At 72.4% G+C, this 18,146-nt stretch carries 18 protein-coding genes and 3 tRNA genes; 17 read left to right on the top strand and 4 right to left on the bottom strand.

The features are described from left to right. The first annotated feature begins 34 nt into the window (after positions 1-34). On the top strand, positions 35-1,633 hold the full coding sequence (gene cimA / locus OOJ91_RS27850) for a citramalate synthase (RefSeq protein ID WP_266249600.1): 1,599 nt from the start codon (positions 35-37) through the stop codon (positions 1,631-1,633). Positions 1,634-1,708: 75 nt separating this feature from the next. Here cimA and OOJ91_RS27855 read toward each other — a convergent pair whose 3' ends face one another. Further along, positions 1,709-2,698, bottom strand: a complete 990-nt coding sequence (locus OOJ91_RS27855; RefSeq protein WP_439117134.1) for an endonuclease/exonuclease/phosphatase family protein — start codon at positions 2,696-2,698, stop codon at positions 1,709-1,711. Between the two features lie 341 nt (positions 2,699-3,039). On the opposite strand from OOJ91_RS27855, the gene OOJ91_RS27860 reads away from it, so the two are divergent. From OOJ91_RS27860 to OOJ91_RS27900, 9 genes are all read left to right on the top strand, one after another. Beyond that, positions 3,040-3,546: a hypothetical protein gene (locus tag OOJ91_RS27860; RefSeq protein WP_266249605.1), complete on the top strand. Its 507-nt coding sequence runs from the start codon at positions 3,040-3,042 to the stop codon at positions 3,544-3,546. Positions 3,547-3,801: 255 nt separating this feature from the next. Continuing rightward, entirely contained in the window at positions 3,802-4,851 is a 1,050-nt protein-coding gene (locus OOJ91_RS27865; RefSeq protein ID WP_266249606.1) for an AAA family ATPase, read from the top strand. Then, positions 4,848-5,885: a DUF58 domain-containing protein gene (locus tag OOJ91_RS27870; protein ID WP_266249608.1), complete on the top strand. Its 1,038-nt coding sequence runs from the start codon at positions 4,848-4,850 to the stop codon at positions 5,883-5,885. Before OOJ91_RS27865 ends, OOJ91_RS27870 begins: the two co-directional genes overlap by 4 nt. Continuing rightward, complete coding sequence (locus OOJ91_RS27875; protein WP_266249611.1) at positions 5,882-6,841, top strand: VWA domain-containing protein; 960 nt, start codon at positions 5,882-5,884, stop codon at positions 6,839-6,841. Before OOJ91_RS27870 ends, OOJ91_RS27875 begins: the two co-directional genes overlap by 4 nt. A 35-nt stretch (positions 6,842-6,876) precedes the next feature. Continuing rightward, positions 6,877-7,737, top strand: a complete 861-nt coding sequence (locus OOJ91_RS27880; RefSeq protein WP_266249612.1) for a S1C family serine protease — start codon at positions 6,877-6,879, stop codon at positions 7,735-7,737. A 99-nt stretch (positions 7,738-7,836) separates the two neighbouring features. Continuing rightward, complete coding sequence (locus tag OOJ91_RS27885; RefSeq protein ID WP_266249614.1) at positions 7,837-8,133, top strand: hypothetical protein; 297 nt, start codon at positions 7,837-7,839, stop codon at positions 8,131-8,133. A gap of 34 nt (positions 8,134-8,167) precedes the next feature. Continuing rightward, on the top strand, positions 8,168-8,593 hold the full coding sequence (arfB, locus tag OOJ91_RS27890) for an alternative ribosome rescue aminoacyl-tRNA hydrolase ArfB (protein ID WP_266249617.1): 426 nt from the start codon (positions 8,168-8,170) through the stop codon (positions 8,591-8,593). A 112-nt stretch (positions 8,594-8,705) separates the two neighbouring features. Beyond that, the gene (locus OOJ91_RS27895) at positions 8,706-9,704 is read left to right on the top strand and encodes an aldo/keto reductase (protein ID WP_266249618.1); all 999 of its coding nucleotides are present in this window, start codon (positions 8,706-8,708) and stop codon (positions 9,702-9,704) included. Positions 9,705-9,777: 73 nt separating this feature from the next. Further along, positions 9,778-10,374, top strand: coding sequence for a TetR family transcriptional regulator (locus OOJ91_RS27900; RefSeq protein ID WP_266249619.1), 597 nt, complete (start codon positions 9,778-9,780; stop codon positions 10,372-10,374). Positions 10,375-10,401: 27 nt separating this feature from the next. On the opposite strand, the gene OOJ91_RS27905 is transcribed toward OOJ91_RS27900, so the two are convergent. Together OOJ91_RS27905 and OOJ91_RS27910 are read right to left on the bottom strand one after the other, a co-directional pair. After that, the gene (locus OOJ91_RS27905) at positions 10,402-11,268 is read right to left on the bottom strand and encodes a 3-methyladenine DNA glycosylase (protein ID WP_266249621.1); all 867 of its coding nucleotides are present in this window, start codon (positions 11,266-11,268) and stop codon (positions 10,402-10,404) included. A 34-nt stretch (positions 11,269-11,302) separates the two neighbouring features. Further along, on the bottom strand, positions 11,303-12,760 hold the full coding sequence (locus OOJ91_RS27910; protein ID WP_266249623.1) for a hypothetical protein: 1,458 nt from the start codon (positions 12,758-12,760) through the stop codon (positions 11,303-11,305). 175 nt (positions 12,761-12,935) lie between these two features. On the opposite strand from OOJ91_RS27910, the gene OOJ91_RS27915 reads away from it, so the two are divergent. The 4 genes from OOJ91_RS27915 (at position 12,936) to OOJ91_RS27930 (ending at position 14,352) form a co-directional block, all read left to right on the top strand. After that, on the top strand, positions 12,936-13,739 hold the full coding sequence (locus tag OOJ91_RS27915; RefSeq protein ID WP_007456402.1) for a fumarylacetoacetate hydrolase family protein: 804 nt from the start codon (positions 12,936-12,938) through the stop codon (positions 13,737-13,739). Positions 13,740-13,847: 108 nt separating this feature from the next. Further along, positions 13,848-13,919 (top strand) — tRNA-Gln (locus tag OOJ91_RS27920). Positions 13,920-14,053: 134 nt separating this feature from the next. Next, positions 14,054-14,126 (top strand) — tRNA-Glu (locus OOJ91_RS27925). A gap of 153 nt (positions 14,127-14,279) precedes the next feature. Continuing rightward, positions 14,280-14,352, top strand: a tRNA-Glu gene (locus OOJ91_RS27930). 169 nt (positions 14,353-14,521) lie between these two features. Here the strand turns inward: OOJ91_RS27930 and OOJ91_RS27935 are convergent. Next, the gene (locus OOJ91_RS27935) at positions 14,522-15,208 is read right to left on the bottom strand and encodes an IclR family transcriptional regulator (protein WP_007456408.1); all 687 of its coding nucleotides are present in this window, start codon (positions 15,206-15,208) and stop codon (positions 14,522-14,524) included. Positions 15,209-15,257: 49 nt separating this feature from the next. On the opposite strand from OOJ91_RS27935, the gene leuC reads away from it, so the two are divergent. The 3 genes from leuC (at position 15,258) to OOJ91_RS27950 (ending at position 18,144) form a co-directional block, all read left to right on the top strand. Beyond that, positions 15,258-16,703 (top strand): 3-isopropylmalate dehydratase large subunit, encoded by a 1,446-nt coding sequence (gene leuC, locus OOJ91_RS27940; RefSeq protein WP_266249631.1) that lies wholly within the window; start codon positions 15,258-15,260, stop codon positions 16,701-16,703. A gap of 15 nt (positions 16,704-16,718) precedes the next feature. Further along, complete coding sequence (leuD, locus tag OOJ91_RS27945; protein ID WP_266249633.1) at positions 16,719-17,306, top strand: 3-isopropylmalate dehydratase small subunit; 588 nt, start codon at positions 16,719-16,721, stop codon at positions 17,304-17,306. A 172-nt stretch (positions 17,307-17,478) separates the two neighbouring features. After that, positions 17,479-18,144, top strand: coding sequence for an HU family DNA-binding protein (locus OOJ91_RS27950; protein WP_266249635.1), 666 nt, complete (start codon positions 17,479-17,481; stop codon positions 18,142-18,144). The last annotated feature ends 2 nt before the right edge of the window (positions 18,145-18,146 follow it).

Below are 18,146 nucleotides of genomic sequence, written 5' to 3' on the forward strand. Positions count from 1 at the left end.
GGAGGTCTTTTTGTTGCTCCGAGAAAGGATCCTGATGACGTTCCAGGTCTTCGACACGACATTGCGCGACGGCGCCCAGCGCGAGGGGCTCACCTACTCGGTGGTCGACAAGCTGGCGGTGGCCCGGCTGCTCGACGAGTTCGGTGTCGGCTTCATCGAGGGCGGCTGGCCGGGCGCGGTGCCCAAGGACACCGAGTTCTTCCGCCGGGCGCGCACCGAACTGACCCTGCGGCACGCGGTGCTCGTCGCGTTCGGCGCCACCCGCAAGGCCGGCGTCGCGGTCGTCGACGACCCCCAGGTGCGCGCTCTGCTGGACGCGCAGACCCCGGCCGTCGCGCTTGTCGCCAAGGCCGACATCCGCCACGTCGAGCGCGCGTTGCGCACCACCGGCGCGGAGAACCTGGCGATGATCCACGACACCGTCAGCCACCTGGTCTCCGAGGGACGCCGGGTGTTCGTCGACGGCGAGCACTTCTTCGACGGCTACCGTCACGACCCGGCGTACGGCGCGGCAGTGGTGCAGACCGCGCTCGCCGCGGGCGCCGAGCGGATGGTCCTCTGCGACACCAACGGCGGCATGCTCCCGTCGCAGGTGACCGCCGCGATCGTCGACCTGTCCCGCCGGCTCGGCGTCGACCCCGCGCTGTTCGGCATGCACGCCCAGAACGACACCTCGTGCGCGGTGGCCAACACGATCGCCGCCGTCGAGGCGGGCGTCCGCCACGTGCAGGGCACCGCCAACGGGTACGGCGAACGCCCCGGCAACGCCGACATCTTCGCTGTCGTCGCCAACCTCCAGCTCAAGCTCGGCATGCCCGTCCTACCGGAGGGCTGCCTGGCGCAGATGGTGCGGGTCTCGCACGCCATCGCCGAGATCGCCAACATCGCCCCCGACACCCACCAGGCGTACGCCGGGGCCGCCGCCTTCGCCCACAAGGCCGGGCTGCACGCGAGCGCGATCAAGGTCGACCCGTTGCTCTACAACCACGTGGACCCGTCGGTGGTGGGCAACGACATGCGGATCCTGATCACCGAGATGGCCGGCCGGGCCAGCGTCGAGCTCAAGAGCCGCGAACTCGGCCTGGACCTGGCCGACCGCCCGGAGGCGCTGACCCGGGTCACCAACCGGGTCAAGGAGCTGGAGGCCGACGGCTGGTCCTTCGAGGCGGCGGACGCCTCCTTCGAGCTGCTGGTCCGCTCCGAGCTGCCGGAGGGCGGCCCGGCCCGACCGTTCACCCTGGAGTCGTACCGGGTGCAGGTCGAGCACCGGGAGGACGGCTCGGTCGTCTCCGAGGCCACTGTGAAGATCCGGGTACGCGGCGAGCGGGTGATCGCCACGGCGGAGGGCAACGGCCCTGTCAACGCGCTCGACGAGGCGCTGCGGGTGGGGCTGGCGCGGCACTATCCACGGCTTCGCGAGTTCGAGCTGGCCGACTACAAGGTGCGCATCCTGGAGGGCAGCCACGGCACCGGCGCCGTCACCCGGGTCCTGCTGGAGACCTCCGACGACACCGGCCGCGACTGGACGACTGTGGGCGTGCACCCCAATGTCGTCGAGGCCAGCTGGCACGCCCTGGTCGACGCCCTCACCTACGGCCTGGCTCCCGCCTCTGCCGCGACGCCCACCCCCTGACCTCCGCGCTCTGCGGCGCGTGCGCCGGATGTCGGGACAGTAGCTGCGGGATCGCGAGGGGGCCGGGCCGCGGGGTCAGGCCGCGGGGAGGCGGAGGGTGGCCAGGACGGGGCGGTGGTCGCTGCCGGGAAGGTCGAACACCGTCACCTCGTCGGCCGCGATGCGTCGGTCGACGAGCACGTGGTCGATCGTGACCGGTGGGATGAGGTCGCCGTCGTACGGGCCCCACGTCCCGGTCAGCCCCGCGCCGGTGGCGTCGGCGGCGTCGACGTAGCCGGTGTGCAGCAGCGCCCGCAGCGGCCCGTGGTCCAGGGTGGAGTTGAAGTCCCCGGCGAGGATCCGCAGGCCGCCGTCGGGGGTGGCAGGTGGCTGGGCGACCAGGTCGGCACGCCACCCGTCGACCTGGTCCAGCGCCGACGGCGCCGCGGGATGGGCCGACTCGACCCGGACCGGGGGCCCGCCGGGGACGGCAAGCGTGCCGTACGCCTGGCTGAACCTCCAGCCGCCCCGGTTGTTCCGGACGCCGGCGTCGCTGACCGGCCAGCGCGAGTAGAGCCCGGAGCCGTTCGCGCCGGCCTGGGCGCCGAGGCTCCGGTAGGGCAGCAGCCGGTCGAGGCCGGCCCGGTCCAGGGCGGCCTGCGCGTCCGGCGTGAACTCCTGCACGGTGAGCACGTCGACCCGGTGTCGGCGGACCAGCTCGACGAGCGTCGACGCGTCGGCGGCGCCGGCGAGCAGGTTGGCCGTGAGCAGCCGGATCGTCGGTCCGGTCACCGCCGGCTGCGGCGCGGCAAGCACCCGGGGCACGACCACACCGAGCAGTGCCACCGCGGCCAGGGCCGCGACCGCCGCGGGCCACCAGCGCCGCAGGGCGAGCGTGAGGGCGAGGGCGAGCACGCTCCATCCCGCGACGTACGGGGTGAAGGCGAGCGCCTGCACCAGCGGCCCCCGGTCCAGCCCGACCAGCCGCACGGTGGCCCAGGCGGCGGTCGGCCCGACTGCCACCCAGCAGAGCGCCGTGCCGATCGGCACTCTGCTGCGGATCCGCGCGGGCGGGGTGTCGACGATCATGGCGTCAGCCTAGCCGGAAACGGCGTCACCTTTATTCGTGAATGGTTGGGCGCTCATCTTTCACAATTATCTGACGGCAGGACGACAGGCCGATAATGCGAGATCAACTATTGACCTGCGGCTTTTTGCGGTGCTACGTTCCACGTGTTATAGCGACGCGACGCTGAGTAGTAACAGCAGCTCAGACCGGATGCAGATCAACGAGATTTCTACTTTCCCGACTGCGGGTGAGCGAGCTTCAACCGGTTCTCGTGTCGTCGTCGATCCCATTATTGGCAGTCATCCGTCCCGCCCCGCGGGTCGGCCGAATTCGCACGGTCACACAAGGGGGACCTGTCATGAGTACATCCTTCCGACGTAAGGCGGCAGCGGTCACGTTCGCTGTCCTGGCGCTCACCCTGGCCGGTGGGGGGATCGCCATCGCCCAGCCGTCGGCCACGGCGCCGCAGGCGGCCAAGCCGGTGGCGCGCGGCACCGACACCCAGCCGCCGGTCACGGCCGAGTCGGCCCGCATGGCGAAGGCCGCGCTGAAGTCGGGCGACGCCACCACGCTGGTGGCCACCACCGTCTTCACGGTCGTGAACCCCAACGGCACCAAGGCCCGCGGCACGGGCACCGTGCTCAAGTACGGCCCGGGGCAGTACGAGGTGCAGTTCGGCTACACCGTGTCGGCCGGCGCCTTCCTGGCCACCATCTCCCGGTCCGACTCCTGCTGCATCCCACCGGCCGGCGAGATCGCGGTCGCCCCGCGGCTGAGCACGCCCAACGCGGTCTACATCGAGACGCGCGACTCGGCCGGAACACCTACCGACCGAGGGTTCACCCTGCTCACCCACACCCCCTGACCGAACCGACCGGAACGGCCCCCACGCCTCGTGCGCGGGGGCCGTCCCGTCGTCGAATCGCCCCAGCCCCGACCTGCTGAGCTGGCAACGACCGGTCGGCGCCGCCCGTACCGTCTCGGGGTGGTCGTGCTCGCCTGGCCGGCGTCGTCACTCTCGTCCCCCGTCCGGGCGGCTCATCCCCATCCGCCCACAACGGGCCCGTCCGGCCCGCACAATCCGACGTTTGCCGGTGCCCCGCCCCGGGAAGCAAGCACCGTGACGGACATCTCGGACACCCTGGCCAGCCTGCCCACCTCGGTCGATCCCGAGCCGAGCGGCGTCGAGCTGGAACAGACCCTCTTCGAGGTCAAACGCGTGATCGTCGGGCAGGATCGGCTCGTCGAACGTCTGCTCACCGCACTCATCGCCAATGGGCACTGCCTGTTGGAGGGCGTGCCCGGCGTGGCCAAGACCCTGGCGGCGCAGACCCTCGCCACAGTGGTCGGTGGCACCTTCTCCCGGATCCAGTTCACCCCGGACCTGGTCCCCTCCGACATCGTCGGCACCCGGATCTACCGGGCCTCCAAGGAGACCTTCGACATCGAGCTGGGCCCGATCATGGCCAACCTGGTGCTCGCCGACGAGATCAACCGGGCGCCGGCCAAGGTCCAGTCGGCGCTGCTGGAGGCGATGGCCGAGCGACAGGTCTCCATCGGCGGGCGCAGCTGGCCGGTGCCGACGCCGTTCCTGGTGCTGGCCACCCAGAACCCGATCGAGTCCGAGGGGGTCTACCAGCTCCCCGAGGCGCAGCGCGACCGGTTCCTGATGAAGGTGGTCGTCGACTATCCCAGCGACGCCGACGAGCTGGCCATCCTCTACCGGATGAGCACCGACCGGCCCAGCGCGCGCCAGGTGCTCGACCCGCAACGGCTGCGACACCTTCAGGTGCACGCCGAGCGGATCTTCGTCCACCACGCCCTGGCCGAGTACGTGGTCCGGCTCATCCTCGCCACCCGGGACCCGGGCCGGTTCGGGCTGGCCGAGATCGCGCCGCTGCTGGCGTACGGGGCCAGCCCGCGGGCGACCCTCGGCCTGGTCGCCGCCGCCCGCGCGCAGGCGCTGCTACGGGGACGGGAGTACGTGCTGCCCGAGGACGTCCGGGAGTTGGCGGTGGATGTCCTCTCCCACCGGCTGGTGCTCTCCTTCGACGCCGTGGCCGACGGGGTCTCGGCCGAGAGCCTGGTCCGGCGGCTCGTGGAGGCGGTGCCGCCACCCCGGGTGGCCACCGGGTACCCCCAGCACGCCCCCGACCTGGCGGCGGCGTGAGACGCGCCGGCCGTACGACGGTGGCCACGTCGCCCGACCCGGGCCTGGCCGAGCTGACAGCCGACCAGCGACTGCGCCGACTCGAACTGACAGTCACCCGCAGGCTCAACGGTCTGCTGCACGGCCAGTACCGTGGCCTGCTGCCCGGGCCGGGCAGCGAACCCGCGGGCAGCCGTGAGTACCGGCCGGGGGAGGACGAGGTCCGCCGGATGGACTGGGCGGTGACCGCCCGGACCTCCGTGCCGCACGTCCGACAGGTCGACGCGGACCGGGAACTCACCACCTGGCTGCTCGTCGACGCCAGCGCCAGCATGGAGTTCGGCACCGCGGAGCTGGACAAGCGGGAGTTGGCGGTGGCCGCGGTGGCGGCGGTGGGCTTCCTGACCGCGGGCATCGGCAACCGGTTGGGCGCCCAGGTGCTGCGCGGCGACGGGGTACGACGCTTTCCCGCCCGCAGCGGACGTACCCATCTGCTCGGTCTGCTCCGCGCGTTGCTGACCGCGCCGCGCGCGACCGAGCCCGACGACCGGGCCCGGTCGCGGCAGGCGACCCCGCGGCCGGTCCCGGCGGCGGAGTTGGCGGACGGGCTCGACGCGGTGCACCGGGTCGCCAACCAGCGCGGGCTTGTCGTGGTGGTCTCCGACTTCCTCGACGGCCTGCCCGACGACCCCGACGAGCCGCCGCCCTGGGAGCGGACCCTGCGCCGGCTGTCCGCCCGCCACCAGGTGCTGGCGATCGAGGTGACCGACCCGCGCGAACTGGAACTGCCCGACGTCGGCCTGATCACGCTCGTCGACCCGGAGACCGGCCGCCGCCGCGAGGTGTGCACATCGGACCGCCGTCTGCGGGAGCGCTACGCCGCGGCCGCCGCCGCCCAACGTGAGCAGGTCCGCCAGGCGTTGCGCCGCAGCGCGGCGACGCACCTGGCGCTGCGCACCGACCGGGACTTCAGCGCCGACATCGTCCGCCACGTGCACGCCCAGCGGCGGATGGCCGCCGCGCCGGCCGGAGCCGTCCGCGGAGGTGCCGCGTGAGCTGGGAGTCCCCGTTGCGGCTGTGGCTGCTGATCGGCGTGCTCGCGCTTGTCGGCGCGTACCTGGTGGCGCAGCGCAGACGCAGCCGGTACGCCGTCCGCTTCACCAACCTGCGGCTGCTGGACCGGGTGGCGCCCGTTCGTCCGGCCTGGCGCCGGCACGTGCCCGCCGGGCTGTTCCTGGCCATGCTGGCGCTGCTCGTGGTCGGCTTCGCCCGGCCCACCGCCGAGGTCCGGGTCCCCCGGGAACGCGCCACAGTGATGGTGGCGGTCGACGTGTCCACCTCCATGCTCGCCACCGATGTGGAGCCCGACCGGCTGGCGGCGGCCAAGCAGGCGGCCCGACGGTTCGTCGAGGGCCTCCCCGACGAGTTCAACGTGGGGCTTGTCGCGTTCGCCGGCAGTGCCGCGGTCCTCGTGCCGCCCGGCACCGACCGGGACGCCCTGGACGAGGGCATCGGTCGCCTCGCCGAGGGAGTGACAGGGGTGCAGGGCACCGCGATCGGCGAGGCCATCAACACCTCCCTCGGCGCGGTCAAGAGTCTGGACAGCGAGGCCGCCAAGGAGCCACCGCCGGCCCGGATCATCCTGCTCTCCGACGGGGCCAACACGTCGGGGATGGACCCGATGGAGGCGGCGGCGGAGGCGGTCGCCGCGAAGGTGCCGGTGCACGCGATCTCCTTCGGCACGCCGTCGGGATTCGTGGACCGGGGCGGACGGCCGATCCAGGTGCCTGTCGACGGGCAGACCCTCAGGGCCGTCGCGGACGAGACCGGCGGAATGTTCCACGAGGCCAGCACCACCGACGAGTTGCGCGCCGTCTACGACGACATCGGCAGCTCGGTCGGCTACCGCACCGAACGCCAGGACGTCTCGGCCCGTTTCATCGGCCTCGGACTGGTGTTCGCGATGGGCGCCGCCGCCGGCTCGATGCGCTGGTTCTCCCGGCTGCCCTGATCCACCCGCGCCGACGTCGACTGTGAGGAGTACGCATGGCAGTGCAGACCGGACTGGGCGAACCGCGCGGTCCCTGGTTCATCTCGCCGGAACTCGACCCGGACGGGCGCGGGTGGTGGGACGCGCCCGGCTCGGGGCGGGACCCCGGCGGGCGGCGCCCCGGCCGGCTGCTCGCCGCGTTGGCGGTCATCGCGGTCTCGGCCGTCTCGGGCGCACTGGCCGGCGGCGTGGTGGCCAGCCGGGACGGCACGGCCGGGCCGTCCGCGGCGTCCGCCGCGCCGGTGCCGGCGGAGCTGGTCACCGCCGCCGAGCGGACCGTGCCCGGTGTGGTGTCGGTGCTCGCCGGCGGCGCGAACGGCGCGTCCGCGACCGGCTCCGGGTTCGCCATCGACGACCAGCAGCACCTGGTCACCAACGACCACATCCTGGCCAAGGCCGGCGGTGGGCCGGTGACTGTGGAGCTGCCCGACGGCCGCCGGTACGAGGCCGAGGTGGTCGGCAGGGAGCCGCGCAGCGACCTGGCGGTGCTGAAGGTCCCACCGTCGGCCGGCCTCGCCCCACTGCCGCTGGCCAAGCCGGGCGCCACCCGGGTCGGTGAGCCGGTGCTGGCGGTGGGCTCACCGCTGGGGCTGTCCGGAACTGTCACCGCGGGCATCGTCAGCGCGCTGGACCGCCAGGTGCGGTTGGGCAACACCCGACACCGCGCGGTGCAGACCGATGCCTCGATCAACCCCGGCAACTCGGGCGGGCCGCTCGTCAACGCCCGGGGCGAGGTGGTCGGGGTGAACACCGCGATCGCCACCATCGACGGCAACGGGTCGATCGGCATCGGCTTCGCCATTCCCATCGACCAGGTGCAGCAGACCGCCGACACCATCATCGGGAAGGGTGGCTGAGCTGCCCGGACGGCCCGTCGGGCCGCCCGCACTGTCGGATATCCGGCCACACGGCATCGGACCATGGAAATATTACGCTCGGTATGAATACTGGCGGAGGTGGAGCGTCCTCTTCTCCCGGTCCTCCTGCTGGTGGGCCTGGTCATCGGATGTGCGGTGGGGTCGGCGTACGCGCGGGCGCGGCGCGGGTGGACCGACTACCAGACCGCGAAGAAGTCGGTGCCCGGCGCTCGCCGTGGCGCGTGGTCGTTGATCCGTGGGGTCGCGCTGAAGGCCGCGGTGATCGGGTTGCTGCTGTTCGGCGCCGTGGCGTACGCCGCGGTGGGGTCGGACGACGAGACCGCCGGGCCGAAGCCCACCCCGCCGGTGACCGAGAGTGAGCCTCCGCGCCGGTGACCCCGGACGGGCCGTCGCGGGCTAGCCTCGGGGCGTGGACGACGGACTGCGGGTGACTGATCGATGGGTCGTCCCCGCCGGGGAGTTGCGGGAGCGTTTCTCCCGCTCGTCCGGCCCCGGTGGGCAGGGCGTGAACACCGCCGACTCCCGGGTCGAGCTGAGCTACGACGTGGCCAACTCCCCGGCCGTGCCCGAGTGGCTGCGGGCGCGGGCGCTGGCACGCCTCGCCAACCGCCTGGTGGACGGTGTGCTGACGATCGCGGCCAGCGAGCACCGGGCGCAGCTCGCCAACCGGGAGGCGGCCCGTGAGCGGATGGCCGCGCTGTTGCGTGAGGCGGCCGCGCCGCCTCCGCCCCCACGGCGGGCGACCAGGCCGTCCCGGGGCGCGAAGGAGCGCCGGTTGGCCGAGAAGAAGCGCCAGTCGCAGCGCAAGCGCGACCGCCGCGTCGACGGCGAGTAGCCATCAACACCGAGCCGTTCGAGTGACCTCTCCGACTGTCGAGTGACAGAATCTGCAATCTGTCAGCCGAAGTGTGTATGGTCGACATGTCACCCAGGAGAGGAAGACCCCCATGGACACCCGAACCCTCGGCACCACAGGCCCCACCGTCTCCGCCCTCGGGCTCGGACTGATGGGCATGTCCGACCTCTACGGCCCCGCCGACGAGGCCGAGAGCATCGCCACCATCCACGCCGCGCTGGACGCCGGCATCACGCTGCTCGACACGGGCGACTTCTACGGGATGGGCCACAACGAGATGCTGCTGCGCGACGCGCTGCGCGGCCGCAACCGGGACAACGCCGTGATCAGCGTGAAGTTCGGCGCGCTGCGCGACGTCGACGGCGGCTGGAACGGCAACGACGTCCGACCCGTCGCGATCAAGAACTTCCTGGCGTACACGCTGCGCCGGCTCGGCACCGACCACGTCGACGTCTACCGCCCCGCCCGGCTCGCGCCGGACGTGCCTGTGGAGGAGGTCGTGGGCACCCTGGCCGAGCTGGTCAAGGCGGGCCACGTCCGGCACATCGGCCTCTCCGAGGTGAGCGCCGAGACGCTGCGCCGGGCGCACGCCGTGCACCCCATCAGTGACCTCCAGATCGAGTACTCGCTGATCTCTCGCGCCCCCGAGGCCGAGATCCTGCCGACGGCCCGTGAGCTGGGCGTCGGGATCACCGCGTACGGGGTGCTCTCCCGAGGGCTGATCAGCGGCCACTGGACGGCCGGGCGGGAGACGACAGGCACCGACTTCCGTAGCCACCTGCCGCGCTTCGCCGGCGCGAACCTGGACCGCAACCTCGCCCTGGTCGACGCGCTGCGCGCCATCGCCGAGGCGCGGGGCGTCACCGTGGCGCAGATCGCCATCGCCTGGGTGCTCGCCCGGGGCGAGACCGTCGTACCCCTGATCGGCGCCCGTCGCCGGGACCGGCTCACCGAGGCCCTCGGCGCCGCCGACGTCACACTGACCGAGACGGACCTGGCCGCCATCGAGGCCGCGGTCCCGGCCGACGCGGCGGCCGGCAGCCGGTACGACGAGGCGCAGATGGCATTCCTGGACAGCGAGCGGTCATGACGACCCGGTCGTGGCGCGACAGTCGACCGGGGGTCGCGCCACGACCGGCGGCGCGGTCAGGGAGGCTGGGACGATGAGCGACGCCACCGCCCTGACCGCCGACCGCATCCTCGACAGCGCCGAGGAGGTGCTGCGCCGGTACGGCCCGGCGAAGGCCACCGTGCTGGACGTCGCCCGCGCGTTGGGCGTCAGCCACGGCAGCGTCTACCGGCACTTCGCCAGCAAGGCAGCGCTGCGTGAGGCGGTCGCCGAACGCTGGCTGGCCCGGGTCTCCACCCCGCTTATCGACGTCGCCACCGCCCCCGGCCCGGCGCCGCAGCGGTTGCGCCGGTGGCTGGCCGAGTTGAGCGGCACCAAGCGGCGGATGGCCCGGGAGGACCCGGAGCTGTTCGACAACTTCCACCAGCTCGCCACGCTCTCCGAGGGAGCGGTCGCCAACCATCTGGAGGTCCTCGCCGGTCAGCTCAGCCTGATCGTCGCGGACGGGGTGGCCGCAGGCGAGTTCACAGTGCCCGACCCGGCGGTGGCCGGCCGCGCGTTGTTGCAGGCCACCGCGCGGTTCCACCACCCGTCACACCGGACGGAGTGGAGCGAGCCCGGCCTCGACGACGACCTCGCCGCGGTGGTCGCGCTGCTCCTCGACGGCCTGCGTGCCCGCCCCACCGGCTGAAACCGGGTCGCTGCGGGTCGCTCCGGGTCAGGCGGGGACGGCGGCCAGCAGTCGGTCGCGGAGCACGGCCGCGCGATCGGCGAACCCGCGCTGTGCCGCGGCGTACTCCGCGCGACCCTCCGCGGTCTCCACACGCACCGGCGGGTGACCGAGCGCCGCCAGGTCGTACGGGCTCGCCCGCATGTCCAGCGTGCGGATGTCCCGGGCCAGCTCGAAACAGTCCGCGACCAGCTCGGACGGCACCAGCGGCGACAACTTGTACGCCCACTTGTAGAGATCCATGTTCGCGTGCAGACAGCCCGGCTGCTCGTTCGCGTGCTGCGTCTCCCGCGTCGGCGTGAGCAGGTTCAACGGACGCGCCGGCGGCGTGAAGAACCGGAACGCGTCGAAGTGGCTGCACCGCACCCCGCGCTCCTCGACGACGGCTGCGGTCCGCTCCGGGTCCAGTCGCAACGGCCAGGCGTTGTGCCGAAGCTCATCGCGGGTCTGCCGGTACACCATCGCCCACTCGTGCATCCCGAAGCAGCCGAAGTGCGCCGGCCGCCCCGCCGTGGCCTCCAACAGCGAGCGGATCCACGCGATCGACTCGCCGCGTCGCCCGCGTACCGCCTCGGTGTCGAGGGTGACCCCGGCGGCCGTGGCGCGATAGTCCCGGCCGAAGTCGGCCGGGTCCGCGTCGCGCAGCTCGACAGCCGCGCCCGGGTGCCAGCGGCGTAGCTGCGCCGGCCGGTGCGAGTAGTAGGTGAACAGGAAGTCGGCGACCGGGTGCCGCTCGCCCCGGCGCCGTCGGGCCAGGTGCGGCGTCAGCCAGACGTCCACCCGCTCCTCGTGGGCCCGGCGGCGCTCCCGCCAGGCGGCCACGTCGAGCACGGCGGGGGCGAGGGCGGCGGTCACGGACCCCAGGGTACGACCGCCGCCCCGCCGCCGGTCAGGGCATCTGCACCCGGACGCCGGCCGAGAACACCCCGCTGCGCAGCTCCAGCTGCCGGGGCGGGTCCCGCCCGTCGACGCTGAACACCAGTGGGACAACCACCCGACTGCCCGCGGCCACCGGGTTGGCGAAGACGTCCCGGCCCAGGTTGGCTGCCCGGGTGGCGGGCTCGTCAGTGCTCACCCACCGACCACCCGGCAGGTAGGCGCGTTGCAGCTGGCCGTGCCAGGGCTGCTGGGCGCCGGTGACGTTGCGCACACCCACGGTTGCCTGGCAGCGTCGCCCCCCGGCCGGTGTCGCGGCGGACCCGCCGGCCGCATTCGCGGCGCACGACATCCGGTAGACGGTGAACTCGAACGCGGACTCCCGCAGCGGCACGCCCACCGGCCCGGAGATGCCGGTGCCCATCCACGCGCCACTTGTCGGCTGCTTCTGGGTGTCGATCGACGACACCTGCCGGGTCGCCGTCCAGCCGGCCGTGCCGATCAGGCCCGCCAGCACCACCACCGCCGCGCCGACCAGCAGCCAGACCGGTGGCGTACGCCTTCGTCGGCTCGGGCTCGGACTCGCCGCGCGTGGGTAGATCGTTCCGCGTCCACCGTCCGGCGTTCCGTTGGTGGCCAGGGCGGCGGCGGTCACCCGTCCTCCGCGCCGTCGCCGCCACACCCAGGTCACGAGGGCGCTGAGCAGCACCAGGACGCCCAGTCCGGCCAGCAACACCGGATACCGCCGCCAGGGCGGCGCCTCGGTGACCTCGGCCGCCGGGGCGCCGGCCGCCTGCCAGGTGGCGCTTGCGCAGTCGTACGGCCGGGTGCCGTCACTCGTGAACGCGCAGGCCGGCGCCGTCAGCGGCTGGCCCGGCGCGACAGCGGTCAGCGCGGTCCCCAGTGTGGTGGTGCTGTGCGCGGGCAGCCGCAACCGCCAGGTCACCTCGGCCGTGGACCCGCCGGAGCTGCTGGACCGCCCGCCCCCGCTGATCGCGGTGGGCGACGACCCGGACGGCAGCTCCTGGCGCACCGTGGTGTCGAGGGGCGAGTTGCCCACGTTGCGGACGTGGATCCGGTACCGCGGCGCCGGGCTGCTCTCCGTCGCGACCGCCACCGTGACCGGAGGCGGGGGCGCCGACGCCGGTACCCGCGACGGTGGTGCCACCGCCGGTGGCGCCGACGGCGGGGTGGGTTCCGCGCTCGCCGCCAGTGGCGCCCGCGCGGCCACCGCCACCGCCGGCGGCGCCGGACCCACGGTCGCGGGCGGCGTGACCACCGCCGGCCCGGGCGTAGGTGTCGTCGTTGCGGCTGGTGGCACGGATGGGGCTGGTTGTGGCGTGGCGGCCGCAGGTCGTGGCGCGGCCGCCGCCTCCGGGGCCGCCGCGGGCAGGGCCGGCACGGCGGCGAGGATGCCGAGGCAGTGTACGAACACCGCGAGGGCTCTGTGGTGTCGTGTCGATGCAGGCATACGAACGAACCTCCGGAGCCGACGCTAGGGGCGTCCGCCCTCCGTGCGGGTACGAAGTCGGGAAGCCCGCCCCCGCCACCCCGACCTGCGCTAGGGTGCCGCGACGGTGACGGGTTGCGCACACCCGGCGGCCGGTTGTGGCCGGTGGCGGTGCCGGCGGGGCTAGATTGGCCGGGTGCGTATCGCTCGTTTCGCTCATGCCAAGGGAATGTCGTTCGGAGCCGTCGAGGGCGAAGCGGGGGCCGGGTCGCAGGGCCTGACCATCGCCGAGATCGAGGGTCACCCGTTCGGCCAGCTCTCCTTCAGTGGGGCCCGCTGGGCCCTCTCCGACGTCCGACTGCTCTCGCCGATCCTGCCCAGCAAGGTGGTCTGCGTGGGCCGCAACTACGCCGACCACGCCGCCGAACTCGGCAACGAGGTGCCCAAGGAGCCGTTGCTCTTCCTCAAGCCGTCCACCTCGGTGATCGGTCCCCGCGACGCCATCCGGTTGCCGATCTTCTCGAAGCAGGTCGAGCACGAGGCGGAGCTGGCGGTGGTGATCGGCGCGCCGGGCGCCCGCCGGGCCGACCGGGCCGCCGCCGAACGTGCCATCTTCGGCTACACCTGCGCCAACGACGTGACAGCCCGGGACCTGCAGCGCTCGGACGGGCAGTGGACCCGCGCCAAGGGTTTCGACTCGTTCTGCCCGATCGGTCCCTGGATCACCACCGGGCTTGACGTCTCCGACCTGGAGATCCGCTGTGAGGTGGGCCGCAACCCCGACGAGATGGAGGTACGCCAGCTCGGCCGGACGAAGGACATGGTGTTCGACGTGGCCGGCCTGGTGTCGTACATCTCGCACGTGATGACACTGCTGCCCGGCGACGTGGTGCTCACCGGCACTCCGGCGGGGGTTAGCCCTCTCGTCGAGGGGGATACGGTCACGGTGCGGATCGAGGGCATCGGCGAGCTCAGCAACCCGGTGGTCCCCGTCGCCTGATCCGTCCGATGCCCCTGTTTCCGCAGCTCACGGGTTGTTCGGGGGGATCGGATTTGGCCTGTCGGCACCGGGAGGGTAATGTTCACTCCCGGCGCCGCAAGGGGCCAATGGGGTATGGGGTAATTGGCAGCCCGACTGATTCTGGTTCAGTTAGTCTAGGTTCGAGTCCTGGTACCCCAGCGCTGCTGGAATTCGCGAGAGTTCCAGACGCTGGATTCTGACGGAGTTCGACTCCGCCCCTCCGGGGGCGGAGAGTGATCTCTGGTAGAGTGCAGCTCCTCCGCCCGAGCGGGTGGGGGAGCGAAAGTTTTCCTGGCCCCGTCGTCTAGTGGCCCAGGACGCCGCCCTCTCAAGGCGGTAGCGCCGGTTCGAATCCGGTCGGGGCTACATCTGTGCACAACCCGTCTCACCTCGGTGGGGCGGGTTGTTTCGTTGCTGCGCGCGCCATTCGCGGTGCCCAGACCCCACGCTCGCCCCGACCGACGGTGCCGCTAGACTACAAGCCGCGCCGCCCGCGAGGGCGGTGAACAGGAAAGTTCTGGCCCCGTCGTCTAGTGGCCCAGGACGCCGCCCTCTCAAGGCGGTAGCGCCGGTTCGAATCCGGTCGGGGCTACAACCAAAGGCTCACCTCGCGGAGCGAGGTGAGCCTTTCCCGTACCCACCCCACCCCACCCCACCCCCACCCGCTGGCCTGCCTCCGTGATCAAGAGGTTTGCGTCACCGTCGGAGCGTTTCGTGACGCAAACCTCTTGATCACCGGGCGGGGCTTCCTGGGGTGGGGGTTAGAGGCCGGAGAGGCGTTGGCCGGCTCTTACTACTGCCATGGCGTGGCGTTCGCCGGGGCGGCGGCCGAGGCGCTCTATCGGGCCGGAGATGCTGACCGAGGCGATCACTCGGCCGGTGCGGTCGCGGATCGGGGCGGAGACGCTCGCCACACCTGCCTCCCGTTCGGCCACGCTCTGCGCCCAGCCACGGCGGCGCACCTCGGCCAGGGTGCGACCGGTGAACTTGCTGCGCGGCAGCAGCGGCATCACCGCCTCCGGAGGCTCCCAGGCGAGCAGGATCTGGGCCGCCGAGCCGGCGGTCATCGGCAGCACCGAGCCGACCGGAACGGTGTCCCGCAGGCCGCTCGCGCGCTCCGCCGCCGCCACGCAGATCCGCTCGTCCGCGCGGCGCAGGTAGAGCTGCGCGCTCTCGCCCGTGGCGTCGCGCAGCGCGGCCAGCAGCGGCTCGGCGGCGGTCAGCAGGACGTCCGGGGCCGCGTTGGCCAGCTCGCCCAGCCGGGGGCCGGGACGCCAGCGCCCCTGGGTGTCCCGGACGAGCATCCGATGGATCTCCAGTGCCTGTGCCAGCCGGTGCGCGGTGGCCCGGGGCAGCTTCGTGCGTTCAACGAGTTCGGCCAGGCTGGCGCCGTCGACACAGGCGGCCAGGATGACCACCGCCTTGTCGAGAACGCCGACACCGCTCATACTGTGTCCCACAAGCCGAAACTTACCTCCCAGAATTTAGGATGTCCAGATGGTGGGAGTCACTCCTGAGCCGAGGACCCTGGCCGAGAAGGTCTGGGACGCGCACGTCGTACGGTCCGCCGCTGGTGAGCCGGACCTGCTCTTCATCGACCTGCACCTGCTGCACGAGGTGACCAGCCCGCAGGCGTTCGACGGGCTGCGGCTCGCCGGGCGCCGGGTGCGCCGTACCGACCTGACCCTCGCGACCGAGGACCACAACACCCCGACCGGGTACGCCGATCCGGCGTTCCGGCTCCGCCGCGGTGACCTGCTCACCATCGCGGACCCGACCTCGCGTACGCAGATCGAGACGCTGCGCCGCAACTGCGCCGAGTTCGGCGTCCGGCTGCACCCGCTCGGCGACGAGAACCAGGGCATCGTGCACGTCATCGGCCCGCAGCTCGGGGTCACCCAGCCCGGCATGACGATCGTCTGTGGCGACTCGCACACCGCCACCCACGGCGCGTTCGGCGCGCTCGCCTTCGGTATCGGCACCAGCGAGGTGGAGCACGTGCTGGCCACCCAGACGCTGCCGCAGAGCCGGCCGAAGACCATGGCCGTGAACGTCACCGGCCAGCTCGCCCCCGGCGTCACCGCCAAGGACCTGGTGCTCGCGCTGATCGCCCAGGTCGGCACCGGTGGGGGGCGCGGGCACATCGTCGAGTACCGCGGCGAGGCCATCGAGGCCCTCTCCATGGAGGGGCGGATGACGATCGCCAACATGTCGATCGAGTGGGGCGCCAAGGCCGGCATGATCGCGCCGGACGAGACGACCTTCGCGTACCTCAAGGGTCGGCCGAACGCGCCGCAGGGCCCGGACTGGGACGCGGCGGTGGCCTGGTGGCGGACGCTGCCCACCGACGAGGGCGCGACCTTCGACGCCGAGGTGACCCTGGACGCCAGCCGGATCACGCCGTTCGTCACCTGGGGCACCAACCCCGGGCAGGGCGCGCCGCTGAGCGCGCCGGTGCCCGACCCGGAGGAGTTCGTCACCGACTCGGAGCGCGCCGCCGCCCGCCGTGCGCTGGAGTACATGGACCTGCGCCCCGGCACCCCGCTGCGGGAGCTGCCCATCGACGTGGTCTTCGTGGGCTCCTGCACGAACGGCCGCCTGGAGGATCTGCGGGCCGCCGCCGACGTGCTGCGCGGCCACCGGGTCGCCGACTCCGTCCGGATGCTCGTGGTGCCCGGGTCCGCCGCCGTCCGGGAGGCCGCCGAGGCCGAGGGGCTGGACAAGGTCTTCGCCGACGCCGGCGCCGAGTGGCGATTCGCCGGCTGTTCCATGTGCCTGGGCATGAACCCCGACACGCTCAAGCCCGGCGAGCGCTCCGCGTCCACCTCCAACCGCAACTTCGAGGGCCGGCAGGGCCGGGGCGGTCGTACCCACCTGGTCTCCCCGCCGGTCGCCGCCGCCACCGCCGTGGCCGGGCGACTGGCCGCCCCCGCCGACCTGTAGAAGGGACTTCAGGAAATGGACAAGTTCACCACCCACACCGGCACCGCCGTGCCACTGCGCCGGTCCAACGTGGACACGGACCAGATCATCCCGGCCGTGTACCTCAAGAGGGTGACCCGCACCGGCTTCGCCGACGGGCTGTTCAACGCCTGGCGGGAAGACCCAGCATTCGTGCTCAACGATGAATCCTATTCCGGTGCGTCGATCCTCATCGCCGGTCCGGAGTTCGGCACCGGCTCCTCCCGGGAGCACGCCGTCTGGGCGCTGCGGGACTGGGGCTTCCGTGCCGTGGTCGCCCCGCGCTTCGGTGACATCTTCCGCGGCAACGCACTCAAGGAGGGCCTGCTGCCGGTCGAGTTGGAATTGAAAGCCGTCGAGGAGTTGTGGGATCTCGTCGAGGCCGAGCCGACCACTCCGGTGACAGTCGACCTGACCGCCCGACAGCTCCGCGCCGGGGACGCGACCTGGTCGTTCCCGCTGGACGACTTCAGCCGGTGGCGGCTGTTGGAGGGCCTGGACGACATTGGACTCACCCTCCGGCACGCCGATGACATCACCTCCTACGAGGCGTCTCGACTGCCGTTCCTGCCCTCGGTGGCATAGCCGTACGCGCGCCCGCACATCGGATTCCGCCCTCACCGGTCCCACCGGTGGGGGCGAATCCGTTACGACACAAGGGCTTTTTTCTACCGAATGTTTGTGTCCAGGCAGCACAGGGCATACGGTGCGCGCAGAATGGCTCGCGTCGAGTCAGTTGCACAATCGGGAGGAAGTCGTGAACAAGGCCGAGCTCATCGAGGCGCTCGCCGTTCGCCTGGGGGACCGGAAGACGGCGACGGCCGCGCTCGACGCGGTCCTCACCGAGGTCCAGGCGGCGGTCACCAAGGGCGAGAAGGTGGCGATCACCGGATTCGGAGCATTCGAAAAGCGTGTGCGTGGTGCACGAACAGCGCGCAACCCGCGTACCGGCGAGGCGGTGAAGGTCAAGAAAACGTCCGTACCGACCTTCCGCCCCGGCGCCGGGTTCAAGGAGATGGTGGCCAGCGGCAAGGTGCCGAAGGCCACGGTGGCGGCGAAGAAGACCGCCACCACCACGGCCAAGACCGCCGGCACCAAGGCGGCGGGCACCAAGGCCACCGCCACCAAGGCGGCCAGTAAGAAGACCGCCCCGGCCAAGGCGAGCAAGACCACCACCACCGCCGCCACCAAGGCGGCAAGCAAGAAGACCGCCCCGGCCAAGGCGAGCAAGACCACCACGGCGACCAAGACGGCCGCCAGCAAGAAGACCGCCCCGGCGAAGAAGACCACCGCGGCGACCAAGTCCGCCACGGCGAAGAAGACCACCGCGGCGGCGAGCAAGAGCACGGCGAGCAAGAGCACGGCGGCCAAGAAGGCGCCGGCGAAGAAGGCTCCGGCCAAGAAGGCGGCCAGCAAGCGCTGACC

It is taken from the genome of Micromonospora lupini, from assembly GCF_026342015.1.
In the GTDB taxonomy this organism is placed as follows: Bacteria; Actinomycetota; Actinomycetes; order Mycobacteriales; family Micromonosporaceae; genus Micromonospora; species Micromonospora lupini_B.